The sequence below is a fragment of the Kiritimatiellia bacterium genome (genome assembly GCA_018001225.1).
Taxonomy (GTDB): Bacteria; Verrucomicrobiota; Kiritimatiellia; order CAIQIC01; family JAGNIJ01; genus JAGNIJ01.
In genome coordinates this window covers 1-15877 of the sequence record JAGNIJ010000047.1, presented here as the reverse complement: position 1 = coordinate 15877, position 15877 = coordinate 1, and the positions used below count along the sequence as shown (strand labels likewise).

Below are 15877 nucleotides of genomic sequence, written 5' to 3'. Positions count from 1 at the left end.
TACCATCAACGTGAAAGCGGTCATCATCGGCGCCGGCATCTCCGGCTTGAGCACGGCCTGCCTGCTTCGGCGGAAGGGCTTCGAGGTGGAGGTCCTCGAAGGGGCTTCCTATATCGGCGGGTTCGCCCATAGCTTCCGGTGGAACGGGCACACCTGCGACTGGGCTGCCCACCGCCTCTTCACCCATGACGAGCACATCCTGCAGCAGCTCGTGTCCCTCGTCCCCATGAACCGGCTCGCGCGCGTCAGCGCCGTGCATCTCGGCGGCAAATGGCTGCACGACCCGGTGGACGTCATCCAGCTCTGCCGCCGGTTCTTCCCGGCCAAGACCCTCTCGATCCCGTGGACCTACCTCACCCGGCCGCGCAACCTGCCGGAGACGTCGTTCCAGAACTACTGCCTGAAGAAGTACGGTCGCACCCTGGAGCGCTTCCTGTTCTCGCCCTACACGGTCAAGATGTTCGGGATTCCCCCGGAGCAGATCTCCGTCGAATGGGCGCGCAAGAAGGTCCGCATCGCCGGCCCCCTCGACGTGATCCGGCAGGGTTCGAAGAAGAAATTCAACTACTTCTACTATCCCCAGAAGGGCGGCTACGGCTCGATCTGCGACCGGCTCCACGACGAGGTCAAGGACGCCGTGCGCCTGAACGCGGAGGTCACGGGGCTGCGCGTCGAGAACGGCCGGGTCGCCGGCGTCCGGTGGAAGGACGCGGCCGGCACCCATGAGTCGAGCGGAGACTGGGTGATCTCGACCATCCCGCTGACGAACCTCTGCCGCATGCTCGGCCACGAGCCGCCGCTGACCTACCGCGCCGTCTCGGCCGTCTACGTCCTGGTCGACAAGCCCCAGACGACGCCCAATCACTGGATCTATTACATGGACGGCGGCCTCGCCGTGAACCGCCTCTGCGAGTTCAAGAACATGGATCCGAACCTCGGCCCGCCCGAGACCTCCGTGGTCTGCGCCGAGGTCACCGACCGCGACCGCCCGGACTACCTGGAAAAGACCGTCCGGGACCTCGCCGGCTCGGGCATCTTCCGGATGGACCAGGTGCTGGACACGACGCAGGTCACCCGCGAATATTCCTACCCGGTCTACCGCTGCGACTATGAGAAGGACGTCGACCTCGCGCGCGAGTACCTGGCGCGGTTCGCCAACCTCCGGTACGTCGGCCGTGCGGCCCAGTTCGAGCACCTCGAGGTGGACGATTGCTTTGCCTCGGCGCTGCAATTGGTCCGCGAGTTGACCGCGCCCGAAAAGGCCGAGGTCGTGACGGAGAAGCGGGCCGCCCTGCCGGTCGAGCCGCTGGTCGCCGCCGTGGTCGTGGACGCCGGCGGCGAGGAGGACCTGGGCCGGTCGGTGGACGCCCTGCGCGCCTCGGACTACGGGCAGCGTAGCGTGATCCTCGTCAGCGGGCGGGCCGGGGTGGAGGAACTCGCGCGGAGCCGGTGGCCCGGCGTGCGGCTGATCCGGCGCCCGGACGGGATGGGCATACCCGCGGCTTTCAACGCCGGGTGCAATCTCGCCGTCCACCTCGGGGCCGACTACGTCTTTTTTACCTTGAGCCGGGCGACCGTCGAGCCGGACCTGCTCTCCCAGCTCGTCCGCGTCGCGCAGCGCGATCCGGAGGCGGGCCTGCTGACGCCGAAGATCCTGCGCGCCGACGACCCGGCCCTCATCTGGTCCATCGGCACGCGGTTCCGGAAATTCCCGCCCGGCATCAAGAGCATCGGCGCGGGGCGGCCGGCGGCCGGGGCCTTCGTGGAGGAGCGCGAGGTGGACTTCGCCGTGAGCTGCGGGCTCCTCGTGAAGCGCGAGGTGTTCGAGCAAATCGGGCTGTTCGACCCGGGTTATGCCTTCTATTACGAGGACATCGACTTCTCCCTGCGCGCCCGCGCGGAGGGCTTTCGCGTGCGCTACGTGCCCGAGGCGCGGATGCGGTACCGGGAGGACGCCGAGGAGCGGGCCGGCGCCGAGTTTTACGAGCAATGGGGCGAGAGCTTCAGCCGGTTCTACCGCCGGCACATGAAGCCCGGGAAACTGGCGCTCCACCTGGCCTACCTGCTCGCGCGCGAGGCCACGTCCGGCCGCGTGACCCCGCTCTGGCGGGGCGCGTTCCGCGGCCTGCACCAGCGCATGGGCGACATCCCGAAGCTGGGCGCGGATTTCATCGAGCCGATGGGAGGCTGAACGGTCAGGCCGGTCGTGCGCCGGCGCGGCACGGCTTCAGGTCTTGCCGTCGGTGTTCACGAACAGCATCTCGCCCTTGGTCATCCTGCTGCCCCGGCGATGCACGGACAGCAATCTGCGCAACTCGCAAAGAACGGAGCGCTCCTGCTCCTCCATGGGCTGTTTGCCCTCGATGATGTCGAGGATGGCCACCTCCAGGGACTCCGCGGGCGTGCCCGGAGGAATGGTCAGAAGGTAACGCACCGGCGTGATCTCCACCAGGTGCAGTCCCTTGACATGGCGCAAGGGCGCGCAGGGACCCACGAGGATGATCGCCTTGCCGGGTTGCACCTCCACGAGTTCCACCGGTTTGAACTGCTTGGGGTCGCGGCCCGTCACGGTTTCCGTCACCCGCACGATCGCGCGGGCCCGGTCCGGGTCCACCGATTCCAGCACGCGCAAAATTCGCTCCGGAAGGGTTACCGTGACCGGGCGCCGGGACTCGCGAAACTTGGGAGGGCGCCCTCCGGCATGTTTGCCGTGGCCGGGCACCTTGGAGTCGGCCGTACGGTCCGCCTTTTCCGACGACGAGGTCATATCAGCGTAGAAACTTACTCGAAAGACGCCGCCAAGACAAGCCCTTGTGAAAAGGCGGTGATCAGGACTGATTCACAAGGATGGGGAACCCTCCTGCCATGAAGGGGATGTGTCTTTTTCACGACGGCTCATCTCGCGAAGCCTGTGGGGACGGGTCCGCGGGGCTGGCCGGCCCTGCGACCGAGGGCGGTCGCGGGCTACACCGAGTTCCGCCTCCTCGCCGTCGGGGTAGCGCGGCCTCGCCCTCGAGGCCAGCGCAGGCCCTGCTTTGCGCGGGCCTTGCTCACGCTGTTTGCATCAGGTTGTGATTCTTTATGAATCAGTCCTGGACCGTGATCGAGCTCCGGCGCCGGAGCTACAAGTCGATCCGATTCCTGTAGTTCCGCCGCTCTGCCGGCGGACGAAGCACGGACAACGACCTGTTCACAACGGGGTTGCGGCGCGGACGAGCGTGCCTTCGTCCACGCCCTTCCCGTCGGCTTGCGGCACGGGCAGCACCTCCGCGCGGCCGCCCTCGCGCCAGCCTTCGAGAAAAGGCCGGACCCCGAACCGCTTGCCCTCGGCGATCATCCGCAGAAGGACGTAGAGCAGGTGCGCGGGACCGGTCATCCACGGGTGGGCCCGGCGGTGCTTGCGGCAGAAGATCCGCGTGCTGCGCCCGTAGGTCCGCCAGAAGAACGGGTTGGGCGAGCCGACCTTCGTGGACTTGGAGACCTTGTGCCACATGTGCGCCTCCGGCACGAACCGGATCAGTTCTCCCGCCCCGCGCGCGCGCAGGGACAGGTCGTAGTCCTCGCTGAAGAAGAAAAAATTCCGGTCCAGCAGGCCCAGGGTTTCCAGCGCCCGGCGCGGGAAGCCGAGGGCGCAGGTCGTGGCGAAGGGAAGGTCGAGCGGCGCGTCGAGGCTCCCGTCATCCTCCGCGCGGCCGCGCCGGATGACGATCGCCGGCGGGAAGGCGCGGAACCGGGCCCCGGCGGACCAGACGACCTTCGGCTCGTCGTAGTAGTAGATTTTCGGCACGAGGATCGCGGCGCGGGGCTCCGCCGCGGCGGCGTCAACCAGCCGCCGCAGCAGGTCGGGGGCGATGGTCGTGTCATTATTGACCATGAAGACGAAGTCGGCGCCCTCGCGCAGCGCGTGGACCAGTCCCACGTTGAAGCCCCGGGCGAACCCGGTGTTCTCCTTGAGCCGGATCACGCCGGCCGCCGGGAATTCCTTCAGGACGCGCTCCACCGTGTCGTCGCGGCTGGCGTTGTCCACCAGCAGCAGCCGAAGGTCCACGCCCTTGCTGCGGACGACGCTTTGCAGGCACTCGACCGTGTCCGCGGCGTTGTTGAACCCCAGCGTCACGGCCCAGACGCGGGGCATGGAAGAGGTCTTCATGCTTTTTTGTCCCGGTGCATCGGCGAGAGTAGGGGAGAATCCGCCATGAAAAAAGAGAAAAGAAACGGGGGATTTCTCCTTGATCCGCCGGTATGGCTGGCCGATGATGGCGACGATTTACAGGGAAATCATGGACACGGAAAACAAGAAAAAGGCCGGCCCGGGTTCGGCGGGCCGCAACAAAGTGTTCGGATTCGTGCTGCTCGTGGTCATGCTGGGCTCCCTGGCGGGGGCCCTGCTGGGCGGCGAACTTTACTGCCGTCGCCTCTACGGCAAGCTGGAGCAGGGACCGTCGGGCCCGCAGGACAAGGGCGTCTTTTTCATGTTCAGTCCGGAGTTGGGCTGGAAGGGTGTGCCGAACGTCTCGAGCCGCCACGGCAGCGGCGTACGGGTGACCCAAAACGAGCGCGGCTTCCGCGACACGCCGTGGGACCTGGACACGACCAAGCGCCGCGTGCTCCTCCTCGGCGACTCCAACATGTGGGGCTACGGCGTGGGGGACGACGAGTACCCGGCGGCGCTGCTGAACCGGGCGGTGCCCTCCGTGCGCTGGTTCAACGCCGGGATGAACGGCTACGCCACGGACCAGCAGTACCTCCTCTTCAAGCAGCTCAAGCCCGTCGTGAAGCCGGATCTCACCGTGGTGGTCTATTGCGGCAACGACCGGTCCGAAAACATGTCCCGGCGCGTGCGGGGCTACAACAAGCCCTTCTTCACGCTCCAGGACGGAAAGCTGCTGCCCGAGGGCGTGCCGGTGCCGGTGCCGCCCGAGGGCGATGCGCTCTGGGTGCCGGTGCCCGACCAGTTGTTCGAGAGAACCGGCTCCTATCTCCTTTACCACGTTTCGCAGATCGTCGAGGCGCGCCGGAGCAAGATGAAGGCCGCGCAGGAGAACAAGCCCAAGGTGCTCGCCGGGACGGCGGGCGAGGATCCCACCGAGGCGCTGGTCAAGGCGCTCTTCGAGGAGGCCGACGGGAAAATGCTGCTGGTGCTCATCTCCGCGGACGAGGGCCTCACGGAGCTGTGCCGCCGCGAGAACATCCCTCTGCTCGACATGAGCGCGACACCCGCCGGCCAACCGGGCCCGAACACCTATCCCGGCGGGCGGCCCAAGTACGGGCACTGGACCCCGAAAGGGAACCGCGTGGCCGCCGAACTGATCGGCCGCGCCGCCATGGACCTGCTGCGTTCGCCTTGAGTGCTGGCAAGAATAGGGGTGACTTCCTGGTCCGTTATCCTGTAACATGTCGTTGAAAAGGTGGTTATTGTGGCCGTTGTTCGCGTGCTACAAGGAGACGGGGGGACATGAGTTTCTGGTCGGGGAAGCGGGTTCTGGTGACGGGGGGGCACGGCTTTGTCGGGAGCCATGTGGTAGATGAACTCCGCCGTCGCGGCGCTCTCGATCTCTGGGTGCCGACCGAGAAGGAATACGACCTGCGTCGTCACGAGGATATTGCGCGGTGTTTGGATGCCGTCCGTCCCCAGGTCGTCCTGCATATCGCCGCCGTCGTGGGCGGTATCGGCGCCAACCGCGCGCACCCCGGGAAGTTTTTTTACGATAACGCCATCATGGGCATCCAGATGATCGAGGAATGCCGCCTGCGCGACGTTCAGAAAATGATGGTGATGGGAACGGTTTGCGCCTATCCCAAGTTCACGCCCGTTCCATTCCAGGAGGAGAACTTGTGGATCGGCTATCCCGAGGAGACCAACGCCCCGTACGGGCTGGCCAAGAAGATGCTGCTGGTCCAGTTGCAGGCCTACCGCCAGGAATACGGGTTCAAGGGTATTTTCCTGCTGCCGGTCAACTTGTACGGGCCCCGCGACAATTTTAATCCCCAGAGCTCCCACGTGATCCCGGCCTTGATCCGCAAGGCGCTGGAGGCGAAGGAGAGCGGGACCGACCACATGGTCTGCTGGGGCACAGGAACCGCCACGCGCGAATTTTTGTTTGTCGAGGATTGCGCCCGGGCCATTGTGCTTGCCATGGAGTGCTACGACGGCACCGAGCCCGTCAACATCGGCAGCGGCATGGAGATCAGCATCAAGGACCTGGTGGCCCTGATCAACCGCCTGGTCGGCTTCAAGGGCCGGGTCGAGTGGGATGCCTCCAAGCCCGACGGCCAGCCGCGGCGCGGATTGGACACGAGCCGCGCGGAGCGCCTGTTCGGCTTCAAGGCGCAGGTCGGGTTCGAAGAGGGACTGCGCCGGACCATCGAGTGGTACCTCCGCGAAGGCCGGAAGTAGGCTCTTCCACGGCGAGGCTCGGTCTCGCGGGAGCTCGATCCTCCAAAAGACCGTTGGAGGGCGGAGCTGCCGCGACGCCGATTATGGCTGCGTGCTCATTTGCTTCCGGCTCATCAGTTCCTTCCGCAGCCGGAAGAGCCCCACGAACTGCGACAGGCAGATCCAGAACAGCTTGGAGATGAAGAAGATCGTGGTGCTGCCGATCTTCCGCTCGTAGTGGGGGACCGGCACCTCGATGATCTTGTAGCCCGCATAGTGCGCCCGGACCACGAATTCCGCCGTGAAGAAGGACATGTACTTCACCTCGGGCGCCAGCTTCTCCAGCGCCTCGCGCCGGATCAGCCGGAACCCGGTGTCCATGTCGCGGTAGGGCAGCTTGAAAAAGAGCCGGAGCAGGAAGTTGTATCCCCAGGACAGCCATACCCGGTAGAACGGGTCCCGCCGCGGGGCCTTCATGCCCAGGATGATATCGTGGTCCTTCCGGAGCGGCTCGAGCCGCCAGAAATCGATGGCGGCGAACTGGTAGTCCGAGTCCACCACGAACACCCAGGGCTTGGTCGCGTGGGCCACCGCGTCGATCACGGCGCGCTGGTAGCCCTTGCGCTCGTCGCTCATGAACAGCCGGATCGGCAGTTCCTTCTCCAGCCGCTCCAGCACCCCCTTCGTGTCGTCCGTGCTGCCGTCCTCGGCCACGACCACTTCCAGGTCCGGCACCCGCTCCCCGAGCTCCGCGATGTAGTTCCGCAGCGTGGTCTCGATGATGAACGACTCGTTGTAGACCGGGAAGACCAGCGAGATCCCGCCCAGCGCGGGATCTGCCGGACCGCGCAGGAGTTTCTCGCGGGAAACCTCTCGGCTGCGGGAATTCATGCCCGGTTTATAGCAGAACGCACGGCAAAGGCAAGATGAGCCGTCGCCTGCCTTTCATAGCGTCCGATTCACCGCGGGTTCGCAGTCCCGGCTGTACAGCAGGCGCTACGAGCCTGCTGTTGAGCCCCCAGGCGAAAGGCTGGTTGCTGTCGCGAAAGGCTGGTTGCTTGCATTCAACGATTCCTCCGTTACAATGCGGTCTTCATGTAGACAGCCGCGGGGGTTGACGATGCCGCAGGAAGCAACATTGAAACTCGCTCGGCGGGCGGCCTTGGCGCTGGTCCTGTGGTGGACCGCCGATTGGGCGGCGCTGCGGCTCTGGATGTGGAGCCCCGTGTTTGTTCGGTACTCCTACGGCGCGGCGTTCCGCGTCTTCGAAATGTATTCCTTCACGCATGCCGTGGCGCTCCTCGCCATCGGCGTCGTGCTCTGGCCGTGGTTCCGGCAATGGAAGCAGGGTTTTTATCCCCTGGCGGTATTCCTCGTGCTGGGCTTCGTCTACTTGAGCCTATTCGAGAAATTCGCCAAGCCGTCCTATGACTATGGCGCCTGGTACAACGGCATGATCTCGCAGGTGCTGCATGGCGACCCGTACTCGGGGAACCCGAATGTCTCGCCGATCTACTGGTACCCGCCGGCCCTGTCCCAGCTGATGGCCGGGTGGCGCTGGCTGGCGGATCATTTCTATCCTTACACGCGCGCCATGGACGGCTCCCACCGCCAGACGCTGGACCACATCGTGTTCTACACGTTCCAGTGCGCGCAGTTCACGATGCTGATGATCCTTTACTGGCTTACGTACGCCTGGGGCCGGCGGCTGAAGATGGACCGCCGCGCGGCGGCGCTGGCTTCGGGCTTCCTGCTGCTCTTCAACGTGCCGCTGCTCCGCCTGCTCGGCTTCCACCAGCCGAACCTCTGGCTCGTCAACAGCATCCTGGTCATCCTGCTCTTCAGCGAGCGCCTCCCGTGGCTGGCCGGCCTGGCCCTGGGCGTCGGCTTCCACATGAAGCTCTATCCCGCCATCCTCGGCCTGCCCCTGCTCTTGGTCTGGCGCTGGCGGCCTATCCTGTGGGCGGGCCTGTTCACCGTCCTGATCTTCCTGGCCCAGTGCTGGGCGAGCGGGTGGGACGTCTGGCAGAAGTTCCTGGGCTACATCTCCGACCCGCCGATCGGCTCGTTCTTTCGCGACAACAGCCTCCACGCCATCGCCAAGAATATCCTCAAGCTGTTCGACGCGGTCGAATACGAGAATGCGCTGTGGGGCCTCTTCCTGTGCGCGGCGTTGGGCTGGATGCTCCTGCGCATGGCCCGCCGCGAGCGCGAGCTGCGGCCCTTGCGGCGTCAGCCCGGCGCGGAGGGCGCGTGGGCGCGCGAGTTCTATTTCTACGAGCAGGTGATGGACACGCTCGTCATGAGCTTCTTCCTGTCGCCGCAGGTCTTCGAGCACCACTACGTCATGGCCATCCCGATCATGCTCTGGACCTGGCTCGTCTGGGGAAGCCGCGCGCCGGTCCAGGTCCTGGTCGGCAGCCTGCTGATCCTGCTCATCCCCATTTACGACGTCGGCCCCTTGAGCTGGAACCGCATCGCGGGTCTCCTGGTCCTGACCTTGGCCCGGCCCGTGGGGTATCGCCCGCCGCCGGAGGGACATCTGCCGGTGCCGGCCCTGCCGTATCCCAGCGAGATCTAGGCGCAATCCTTCCGCCCGAGCCGGACGCCGGCCATCCACGCGATCATGCCCGCCAGGTAGAGCGGGGACAGGAGCAGCAGGAGCAACCCCCAGGCCGGCCGGGCGCGGAACGTCCGCTCGAAAGCCCGCAGCGCGCGCCAGGCCGCGAGCGCAGGGATGGAAAACGCCGTCGCGCGCAGCACGCGCGAGCCGGGGAGATTCCCGCGGAACCGGCTGTGCGCGAAGAACCGCCCCAGGTGGTACTGGTGGCGCAGGAACTCCCGCAGCCGGTCGCGGTTGTGATGCGCGATCCGGATCGCCGGCTCGACGTACAGCTTCGCGCCCATGCGCAGCAGCGCCTCGGTCAGGATCATGTCCTCCAGCCAGGCGACGTCCTCCGGGAAGCCGCCGGCCTTCTCGAAGGCCGCGCGGCGGAACGCGGTGGAAAACGAAGGCAGGTGCCGCGTCGGCCTCCGCGCGCCGCCGAGGTAGCCGTTGAATTCCGTCAGGAACGAGCCCCAGCTCACCGCGCCGCGCGGGTTGTGGTTCCGCACGATCCCCACGCACGCGTCCTGTTCCGGATGCCGCGCGAAGGATTCGAGGATCGCGTCCGCCCAGTCCGGCGCGACCACGCAATCGGTGTCCGTGAAGGCCAGCAGGGCTCCAGCCGCCGCCTTCGCCCCGATGTTCCGGCCCGGCCCGGGCCAGGTTTGCTTGTCGAGGTGAATCACGCGGACAAACGGGTAGCGCTCGCGGACCCGCGCGTCCGTGCCGTCCGTGGAGCTGTCCACCAGGATCACCTCCACGCCGGGCCGGGCTGCCGCCGTTTTCAAGGCGTCCAGGCACAGGTCGATGGTCCGGCGGCTGTTGTAGGACGGAATGACGATGGACACGCGCGCCGGCTGGGATGGAGTCTCCATGCGGGCAGTATTAACGGCGCATCGCCTTGGAGGGTCAAGGGCAAACGGTGGAGGCGGGCCGCCCCCGGCCCGCCAACAGCGCCGCGGGGGCGCGGCGTCTCCACGGCACCGGCCGCTTTACCATTGACGGGCGGGATGCCCGTGCCACCTTGGACGAGGTTCGGCGGTGATGGCCGTGTGCAGTCCGGCCGTGGGTCTTTTCGGGTTCAGGCCTTCTTTGGATGACTTGAAAATCGGCGCAACAATCCCCATAATCACCATTAGCAGCCCCCATGGCCCGATGAAAGAAGTTGAAGCGATGCAATACCGGTTATGATGGTACACGGCATAGAAATACCGCGCGACAGGCTCAAGGCCTTTTGCATACACAACGGCATCCGCCGCCTGGCGCTCTTCGGATCGGTGCTCCGAAACGACTTCCGCCCGGAAAGCGATGTGGATGTGCTCGTGGAATTTCAACCCGGCGTGCATGTGGGCTTGGCTTTTGTCCGCCTGCAGGAGGATCTCTCCGTGCTGCTGGGGCGGCGCGTGGACTTGAACACGCCCGCTGGCTTGAGCAAGTACTTCCGGGGCGAGGTGCTGCAAGAGGCGGAGGAAGTCTATGTCGCGGCGTGAGGACTCGGTTTCGCTCCGACAGATGCTCGACCATGATATTCTATGGCATATTGTGACGGTGGATTTCCCTTCTTTGGCGTTGAAACTCCGGGCGTTGCTGAAGGCCGAATGAACGCGCCGGTTAGCCCCCCGCTCGCCGCGCCCCCCGCCGGGCGGCTGGAGCGCAAGTACATCCTGCCGGCCCACGCGGCGGAGTTTTTCAAGGACTGGCTGGACCACGTCTGCGCGCCCGACCCGCGGTTCGCGCACAACGTCATCCGCAGCCTCTACTACGATACGCCCTGGCTTGACGCGGTGGAGGAGAAGCGCCAGAGCACGTTCTACAAGCACAAGGTCCGCCTGCGCTGGTACACGGACGAGGCCGGCCGCCCCGCGGGCGCGCAGGCGTTCCTGGAGCTGAAGAGCAAGGCCGGCGCCCGCACGTTCAAGAAGCGCAGGACGCTGGACCTCGACCTGGCCGCCCTGCAGGCCGACCCGCTCGCGGTGGGCAAAACGGTGGACCCGACCGTTTTGCTCGAATGGCCGCTGCACGGCGCGCCGTCGAATGTGCTGCCCGTGTGCGTCATCCGCTACGTCCGCCGCCGGTACGTGGACATGGCCCGCGGGGCGCGGATCGCGCTGGACTACGCGATCGGCGCGGAGCATCCGAATCCCGCGTTTTACTTTCCGGGCGGACCCGGTATGCTCGACTGGGCCGTGCTGGAAGTGAAGGGGCCGGCCGGGGTGGAGGGCCCGCGCCTGCCGGCCGGGGCGGCGGCCCTGGCGGTGACGCGGGCCTCGTTTTCCAAGTACGGGGAGTGTGTCAGGCATCTGTTGTTGCGCGAGGGGTAAACCATGCAGAAACTACTGGAGCAGTTGACGGCGGGCGCGAGCCTGTCCCTGGAACTCGGGGGCTTCCTCTTGAGCATGCTGGCCTCGGTGGCCGCGGCGCTCGCGGCGGAGTTCATGTACGAGCTCTTCTACGAGCGGCGCGCCACGGGCTCCCAGCTCCAGAAGTCGTTCCTGCTCGTCGGCCCGTCCATCACGTTCCTCTTCATCTGCGTCCAGCTCTCGCTGCCCCTTTCGCTCGGCCTGCTCGGCGCGCTCTCGATCATCCGCTTCCGCACCCCCGTCAAGGAGCCCGAGGAAATCGGGTTCCTGATGCTCCTGATCGCCGGCTCGATCGGCCTGGCGACGTTCAACTTCCTGTTCGTGCTGATCCTCTACGCCGTCGCGTTCGTCCTGCTCCTGGCCCGGCACTGGGGCCCGCTGCGCCGGCGCTGGATCAACCGCCGCTCGGGCGTGCTGCTGCTGAACCTCGACGACGAGACCTACTCCCGGCAGGGCGCCGCGCTGGACGGGCTGCTGGGCCGCCACTTCAGCGGGCTGCGCCTGGAAAGCATCGCGTCGGTCGAGGGCACCACGAGCCTCCACTACGCCTTCGCGCACGCGCCCTCCGGCAACTGGCCGGAAATCCAGCAGTCCATCCAGCGCGAGGTGCCGTGCCGGAAGATCAACGTCTTCTTCTCCGCGCCGGGCTCGCTGGTCTGATTCATGGACGGCCGTACCGCCAGAAAGCTGCTCGGCGTCGGGCTCTGCCTGGCGGCGCTCGCGGCGGCGGCGTGGCTGGGACGCCGCGCGGGCCTGTCCAGGCCCCGTTCGAACCAGGATTTCCGCTCGCTCTGGCGCCAGGCCGCCCGCCCGGGTGTCGCGCGCATCCGGCCCTCCGCGCTGTGGTCGCCCGTCGTCATCCAGCAGATCGGTCTCGCCGATCCGCGCGGCCCGGTGAAGAGCGACGGCGCGGCCGCGGACTGGATCGAATTGTACAACCGCTCGGCGGAGCCCGTCCCGCTGCGGGGATTCATGCTGACGGATACCGCCGCCCGCCCGGCGAAGTGGCGGCTTCCGGACGTGGTCCTGCCGCCCGGCGAAACGCTGCTGATCTGGGCGGACGGGTTGTCCGGCGTCTCCTCGTACTGGGGGGCGAAGAACCCGGTCGCGGGCACCAAGGAACACTGGGACATCCATCCCGAGTCCGGCGCGCCGGCGGGTTATGTCTTCGATGCCACGGCCTCCACGGGTGCCGTGCCGCGCATGACCCACCGGATCTACGTGCCGGAAACCGGCCTGTACGATGTCTGGCTGATCCATAAACCGGCGGAACCCTGCCTCGTGGAGGTGCAGGTGGATCGCGTCGCCGGCGCCTCGCTGCCCGAGCGGCCGGCCCGGTATTTCCTGGCCACGCGCGCCCGGGCGCCGGGGGAGCCCGGCGGGGCCTGGCTCCTGAAGCAGGGAAACCACCGCTTGGATGTCGTCCTCAAGGGCGGCGCGACGTCCGTGGACCGGTTGGTGCTGACGCGGGCGGACCGCGCCTTCGGCGGCGGCGAGCAGGACCTCCACGCCGGGTTCAAGCTCAAGCGGACCGGCGAGACGATCAGCCTGCACTCGCCGCACGGCGTGCCGCTGGATTACGTGACCTTTCCCGCGTTGGAGCCCGGTCAGGCATTCGTGCGTGACCCCGCCGGGAGCGGGTCGTTCCGGGTGGCCCCGCCCCGCCCCGGGGGATTGGCCCTGCTCAATCCCCCGACGCTTTCGCTGCCGAGCGGCCTCGTCGCCTCCGGCGCCGTGGTGAAGGTGGCCGCCGAGCCGGGGGACGTGGTGCGCTTCACGACCGACGGCAACGTCCCGACGGAAAACAGCCCCCAGGCGGGCGAAGCCCTGGTCGTCACCGGGTCGCAGGCGGTGACCGTCCGTTCGTTCCGGGACGGGGCGCATCCCAGCGCGGCCGTGACCCGCTTCTATTATGTCGGCGCGCCGCCGGACATCCCGCTGCTGTGGTGCACGCTGCGCCCGGCGGATTTCACGCACACGATGAACGGCATCCTGCCCAATCCCCACGCGCGCGGCCCGGCGGGCGAGCGCCGGGCCCACGCCTGCCTGATCTTCCCCGACGGCACCGCGCAGTCGGCGGATGTCGGCATGCGGCCGCAGGGCCGGTCCACGCGGATCGCGAAGGTCAAAAAATCGTTCCGCTTGAGCTGCCGCGCGCGGTACGGCCGGCCCGCGTGGCCCGGCCGCGTCTTCGGCGCGGAGGATGAGTCGCCCCACACGGCCTTCGTGCTCGCCGGGCGCAGCCTGATCAAGCACGCCCTCGGGCTGGACATCCTCCGGGCGACCGGTCTGATCTCCCCGCGTTTCCGGCACGTCCTCTTCCAGGTCAACAAGACACCGATGGGTGTCTACCTGCTGCTCGAAGATCCGCAGGACCCGGCCTTCCTGCGGCACGCGTTCGGCCACCTCGACCTCGACGTGATCAAGGAAAAGACCGCCAACCCGCTCAAGCTCGGCAGCGACGAGATGTTCCGGAAGACCTGGCAGACCCTGTGGCGCGATCCGGACCGCGTCCCGACGCTGGCGGAGTTCGCCCGCCTGATGGATCCCGCCGCCTTCATGCGCTGGGCGGCCTCGGTGCATTTTCTCGGTCTCACGGACAACCGGCAGGGCTACTTCGTCCGCGACCGCCGCCTCGACGGGGCCGCGTGGACGTTCATGGCGTGGGACCTCGACGACGCGTTCGGTTTCCGCATGGACGACAGCGGCGGGCTGCCTCCGATCTACGGCCTGCGCGGCGACGTGCTGAACGGCCTGATGAAGGACCCGGCCGGCCGGCGCCTGTACGTCGAGGCCGCCCAGGCGCTGCTCAACCACGCGCTCAAGCCGGAGCCGTGGCTCGCGCGGTCCGACCTCTACACGGACGCCTTGCTCCGGCATGTCGCCGACGAGCACCGGGGCCACCAGGCACAGGCGACCCGCATGGCGAAGTATATGACGCCCGCGCAGATGGCGGGGCTTTTCGAGCAGGCCCGCCGCGACGTGGCGGAGTTCCTGCGGACCCAGCCCGGCGCCTTCTGGAACGCCCTGCGGGGCGTGGAGAAGGGCCTCCCTCTCCACCGCGTGACCGTGCGCGGCGAGGGTGTCGGGCGGCTGCGGATCGACGGCTGGCTCGAAGAGGGGCCGTACGAGGGCCGCTATTTTGAGGGCACGCCGCTTCGCATCGAGCTCGAGTCCGGCGGGCCGATGATCGTGGAGGTCGCCGGCGCGGAAAAGCCAATCGCGAAATACGAGGCCGAGGTCAAGGGCCCGCTGGACATCGCGGTGCGGGCGCTGAAATCAGGCCTGTAGTTCCGCCGCTCTGCCGGCGGAAGGAACGGCGTCGCGGAGCTCCGCCCTCCATGTCTTTCATTTTGAGACTTGGAGGGGCGAGTTCCCGCGAGCCCGTGGTTGAGCAACTCACTGGGCGGAGTCGTCCGCCAGGCGGTTTTCCAGGATGAAATCCCCGAGCGCCTTCGCGACGAGGGCGTGGCCCTTTTCGTTGTAGTGGCAGTCGTCGCGGAAATACTCCAGCGTCCGCGGGAGGACCGCGTCGAGATCCACGAGGGGCGCGCCCTCCTCGCGGGCCACCTCCTTGATGATGGCGTTGAACTCCGCCATGCCGTCCGCCATGGCGCCCGCGCCGAGGTAGGTCCGCGGCCCGACCACGCAGAACTGCTTGTTCATCCAGAGTTTTTTCTCCTCCTCCGCGGTCAGGTCGTGCCGGTAGAGCGAGGGCTCCGTCGCGAGCACGACGCGGACGCCGTCCTGCTTCAGCACGCGCACAAGCATCGCCAGGTTGCGCCGGAACGAATCCCGGCTGGCGAGGTCGGCGCGGTCGGTTTCCTTCAGGCGGCGGAAGTCGGAGAAAAGGCGCGGCCCGAAGAGCTCCGACAGCCTGCGGAAGCACTGCAGGTGCACGCGGACGACGGGCGGCCGTTGAAAGTAGGTCTGCACCATGCGGGAAACCGGGCCGTAGAAATGGGAGTAGTCCCGCTCGTAGCCGGGCCGGGCGAACTCGGGCGGGGAGAAGGAACGGTACAGGTCGTTGATGTTGTGGCAGACGATGACCAGGTCGGGCCGGAAGTCCCGGATCTTGAACAGGTACTTCATCAGCGAGTGCTCGGTCGTGTGCCAGTGGTTGGCGGCGTTCTGGACCTCGATCCGCCGGCCCGGGAATTGCTGGCGCAGCCGCTTTTCCAAGAGGCGCGGGTGGGTTTCCTCGAACGTCACGCTCGCGCCGAGGAACGTCGAGCCGCCGAGGTAGAAGATCCGCAGCGCGCCAAGTTCCTTCTCCGGGACGATCTCCTCGCCGCGGAAGCCGAGGCCGTTCACGTGCAGGTTCGTGCCGGGCGCGAGGGCGTTCTGGAGATAGGGATCGTACTCGCCGATCGTCATCTCCACCTTCATGCGCCGCCGCGCCACGAACTCGAGCAGGGCCAGGACGATGACGGCCAGGATCGCCCCGCCGATCCGCTTGGCGCGCGGCGTGACCACGACGTCGGGGCCGGGGGGATGTTTCAGGCGTGACTCGGTGAAGAAGAAGTTCAGCACCGG

13 protein-coding genes are annotated in these 15877 nt (G+C 67.1%); 8 read left to right on the top strand and 5 right to left on the bottom strand.

Going from position 1 to position 15877, the window contains the following annotated elements; genetic code table 11:
- The first annotated feature begins 10 nt into the window (after positions 1-10).
- Positions 11-2191 carry an FAD-dependent oxidoreductase gene (locus KA248_13675; protein MBP7830956.1) on the top strand — a complete coding sequence of 727 codons (2181 nt, stop codon included), beginning with the start codon at positions 11-13 and terminating at the stop codon, positions 2189-2191.
- A 36-nt stretch (positions 2192-2227) separates the two neighbouring features.
- On the opposite strand, the gene KA248_13670 is transcribed toward KA248_13675, so the two are convergent.
- Together KA248_13670 and KA248_13665 are read right to left on the bottom strand one after the other, a co-directional pair.
- Entirely contained in the window at positions 2228-2632 is a 405-nt protein-coding gene (locus KA248_13670) for a hypothetical protein (GenBank protein MBP7830955.1), read from the bottom strand.
- 558 nt (positions 2633-3190) lie between these two features.
- Positions 3191-4150 (bottom strand): glycosyltransferase family 2 protein, encoded by a 960-nt coding sequence (locus KA248_13665; GenBank protein ID MBP7830954.1) that lies wholly within the window; start codon positions 4148-4150, stop codon positions 3191-3193.
- A 79-nt stretch (positions 4151-4229) separates the two neighbouring features.
- Between KA248_13665 and KA248_13660 the strand changes: the two genes are divergently transcribed.
- Entirely contained in the window at positions 4230-5348 is a 1119-nt protein-coding gene (locus KA248_13660) for an SGNH/GDSL hydrolase family protein (GenBank protein MBP7830953.1), read from the top strand.
- Between the two features lie 107 nt (positions 5349-5455).
- Positions 5456-6397, top strand: coding sequence for a GDP-L-fucose synthase (locus tag KA248_13655; GenBank protein MBP7830952.1), 942 nt, complete (start codon positions 5456-5458; stop codon positions 6395-6397).
- Positions 6398-6478: 81 nt separating this feature from the next.
- Here the strand turns inward: KA248_13655 and KA248_13650 are convergent, their stop codons facing one another.
- Entirely contained in the window at positions 6479-7267 is a 789-nt protein-coding gene (locus KA248_13650) for a glycosyltransferase family 2 protein (GenBank protein ID MBP7830951.1), read from the bottom strand.
- Between the two features lie 247 nt (positions 7268-7514).
- Here KA248_13650 and KA248_13645 point away from each other — a divergent pair, with 247 nt between their 5' ends.
- Entirely contained in the window at positions 7515-8957 is a 1443-nt protein-coding gene (locus tag KA248_13645) for a DUF2029 domain-containing protein (protein MBP7830950.1), read from the top strand.
- On the opposite strand, the gene KA248_13640 is transcribed toward KA248_13645, so the two are convergent.
- Positions 8954-9856: a glycosyltransferase gene (locus tag KA248_13640; protein ID MBP7830949.1), complete on the bottom strand. Its 903-nt coding sequence runs from the start codon at positions 9854-9856 to the stop codon at positions 8954-8956. The genes KA248_13645 and KA248_13640 overlap by 4 nt on opposite strands.
- A gap of 315 nt (positions 9857-10171) precedes the next feature.
- Between KA248_13640 and KA248_13635 the strand changes: the two genes are divergently transcribed.
- The 4 genes from KA248_13635 to KA248_13620 all read left to right on the top strand — a co-directional run bounded on the left by KA248_13635 (position 10172) and on the right by KA248_13620 (position 14632).
- Positions 10172-10471, top strand: a complete 300-nt coding sequence (locus KA248_13635; protein ID MBP7830948.1) for a nucleotidyltransferase family protein — start codon at positions 10172-10174, stop codon at positions 10469-10471.
- 108 nt (positions 10472-10579) lie between these two features.
- On the top strand, positions 10580-11302 hold the full coding sequence (locus KA248_13630) for a polyphosphate polymerase domain-containing protein (GenBank protein MBP7830947.1): 723 nt from the start codon (positions 10580-10582) through the stop codon (positions 11300-11302).
- A 3-nt stretch (positions 11303-11305) separates the two neighbouring features.
- Positions 11306-12001, top strand: a complete 696-nt coding sequence (locus KA248_13625; protein MBP7830946.1) for a DUF4956 domain-containing protein — start codon at positions 11306-11308, stop codon at positions 11999-12001.
- Positions 12002-12004: 3 nt separating this feature from the next.
- Positions 12005-14632 (top strand): CotH kinase family protein, encoded by a 2628-nt coding sequence (locus tag KA248_13620; GenBank protein ID MBP7830945.1) that lies wholly within the window; start codon positions 12005-12007, stop codon positions 14630-14632.
- Between the two features lie 108 nt (positions 14633-14740).
- Here KA248_13620 and KA248_13615 read toward each other — a convergent pair.
- Positions 14741-15877: SGNH/GDSL hydrolase family protein (locus tag KA248_13615; protein MBP7830944.1), on the bottom strand; the 1137-nt coding region annotated here is incomplete at its 5' end.

Bases quoted from the DNA above. Each gene is read 5' to 3' on its own strand.
- KA248_13620 (MBP7830945.1), top strand. From the start codon at position 12,005: ATGGACGGCCGTACCGCCAGAAAGCTGCTCGGCGTCGGGCTCTGCCTG.
- KA248_13665 (MBP7830954.1), bottom strand. From the start codon at position 4,150: ATGAAGACCTCTTCCATGCCCCGCGTCTGGGCCGTGACGCTGGGGTTC.
- KA248_13650 (MBP7830951.1), bottom strand. From the start codon at position 7,267: ATGAATTCCCGCAGCCGAGAGGTTTCCCGCGAGAAACTCCTGCGCGGT.
- KA248_13655 (MBP7830952.1), top strand. From the start codon at position 5,456: ATGAGTTTCTGGTCGGGGAAGCGGGTTCTGGTGACGGGGGGGCACGGC.
- KA248_13635 (MBP7830948.1), top strand. From the start codon at position 10,172: ATGGTACACGGCATAGAAATACCGCGCGACAGGCTCAAGGCCTTTTGC.
- KA248_13630 (MBP7830947.1), top strand. From the start codon at position 10,580: ATGAACGCGCCGGTTAGCCCCCCGCTCGCCGCGCCCCCCGCCGGGCGG.
- KA248_13625 (MBP7830946.1), top strand. From the start codon at position 11,306: ATGCAGAAACTACTGGAGCAGTTGACGGCGGGCGCGAGCCTGTCCCTG.
- KA248_13640 (MBP7830949.1), bottom strand. From the start codon at position 9,856: ATGGAGACTCCATCCCAGCCGGCGCGCGTGTCCATCGTCATTCCGTCC.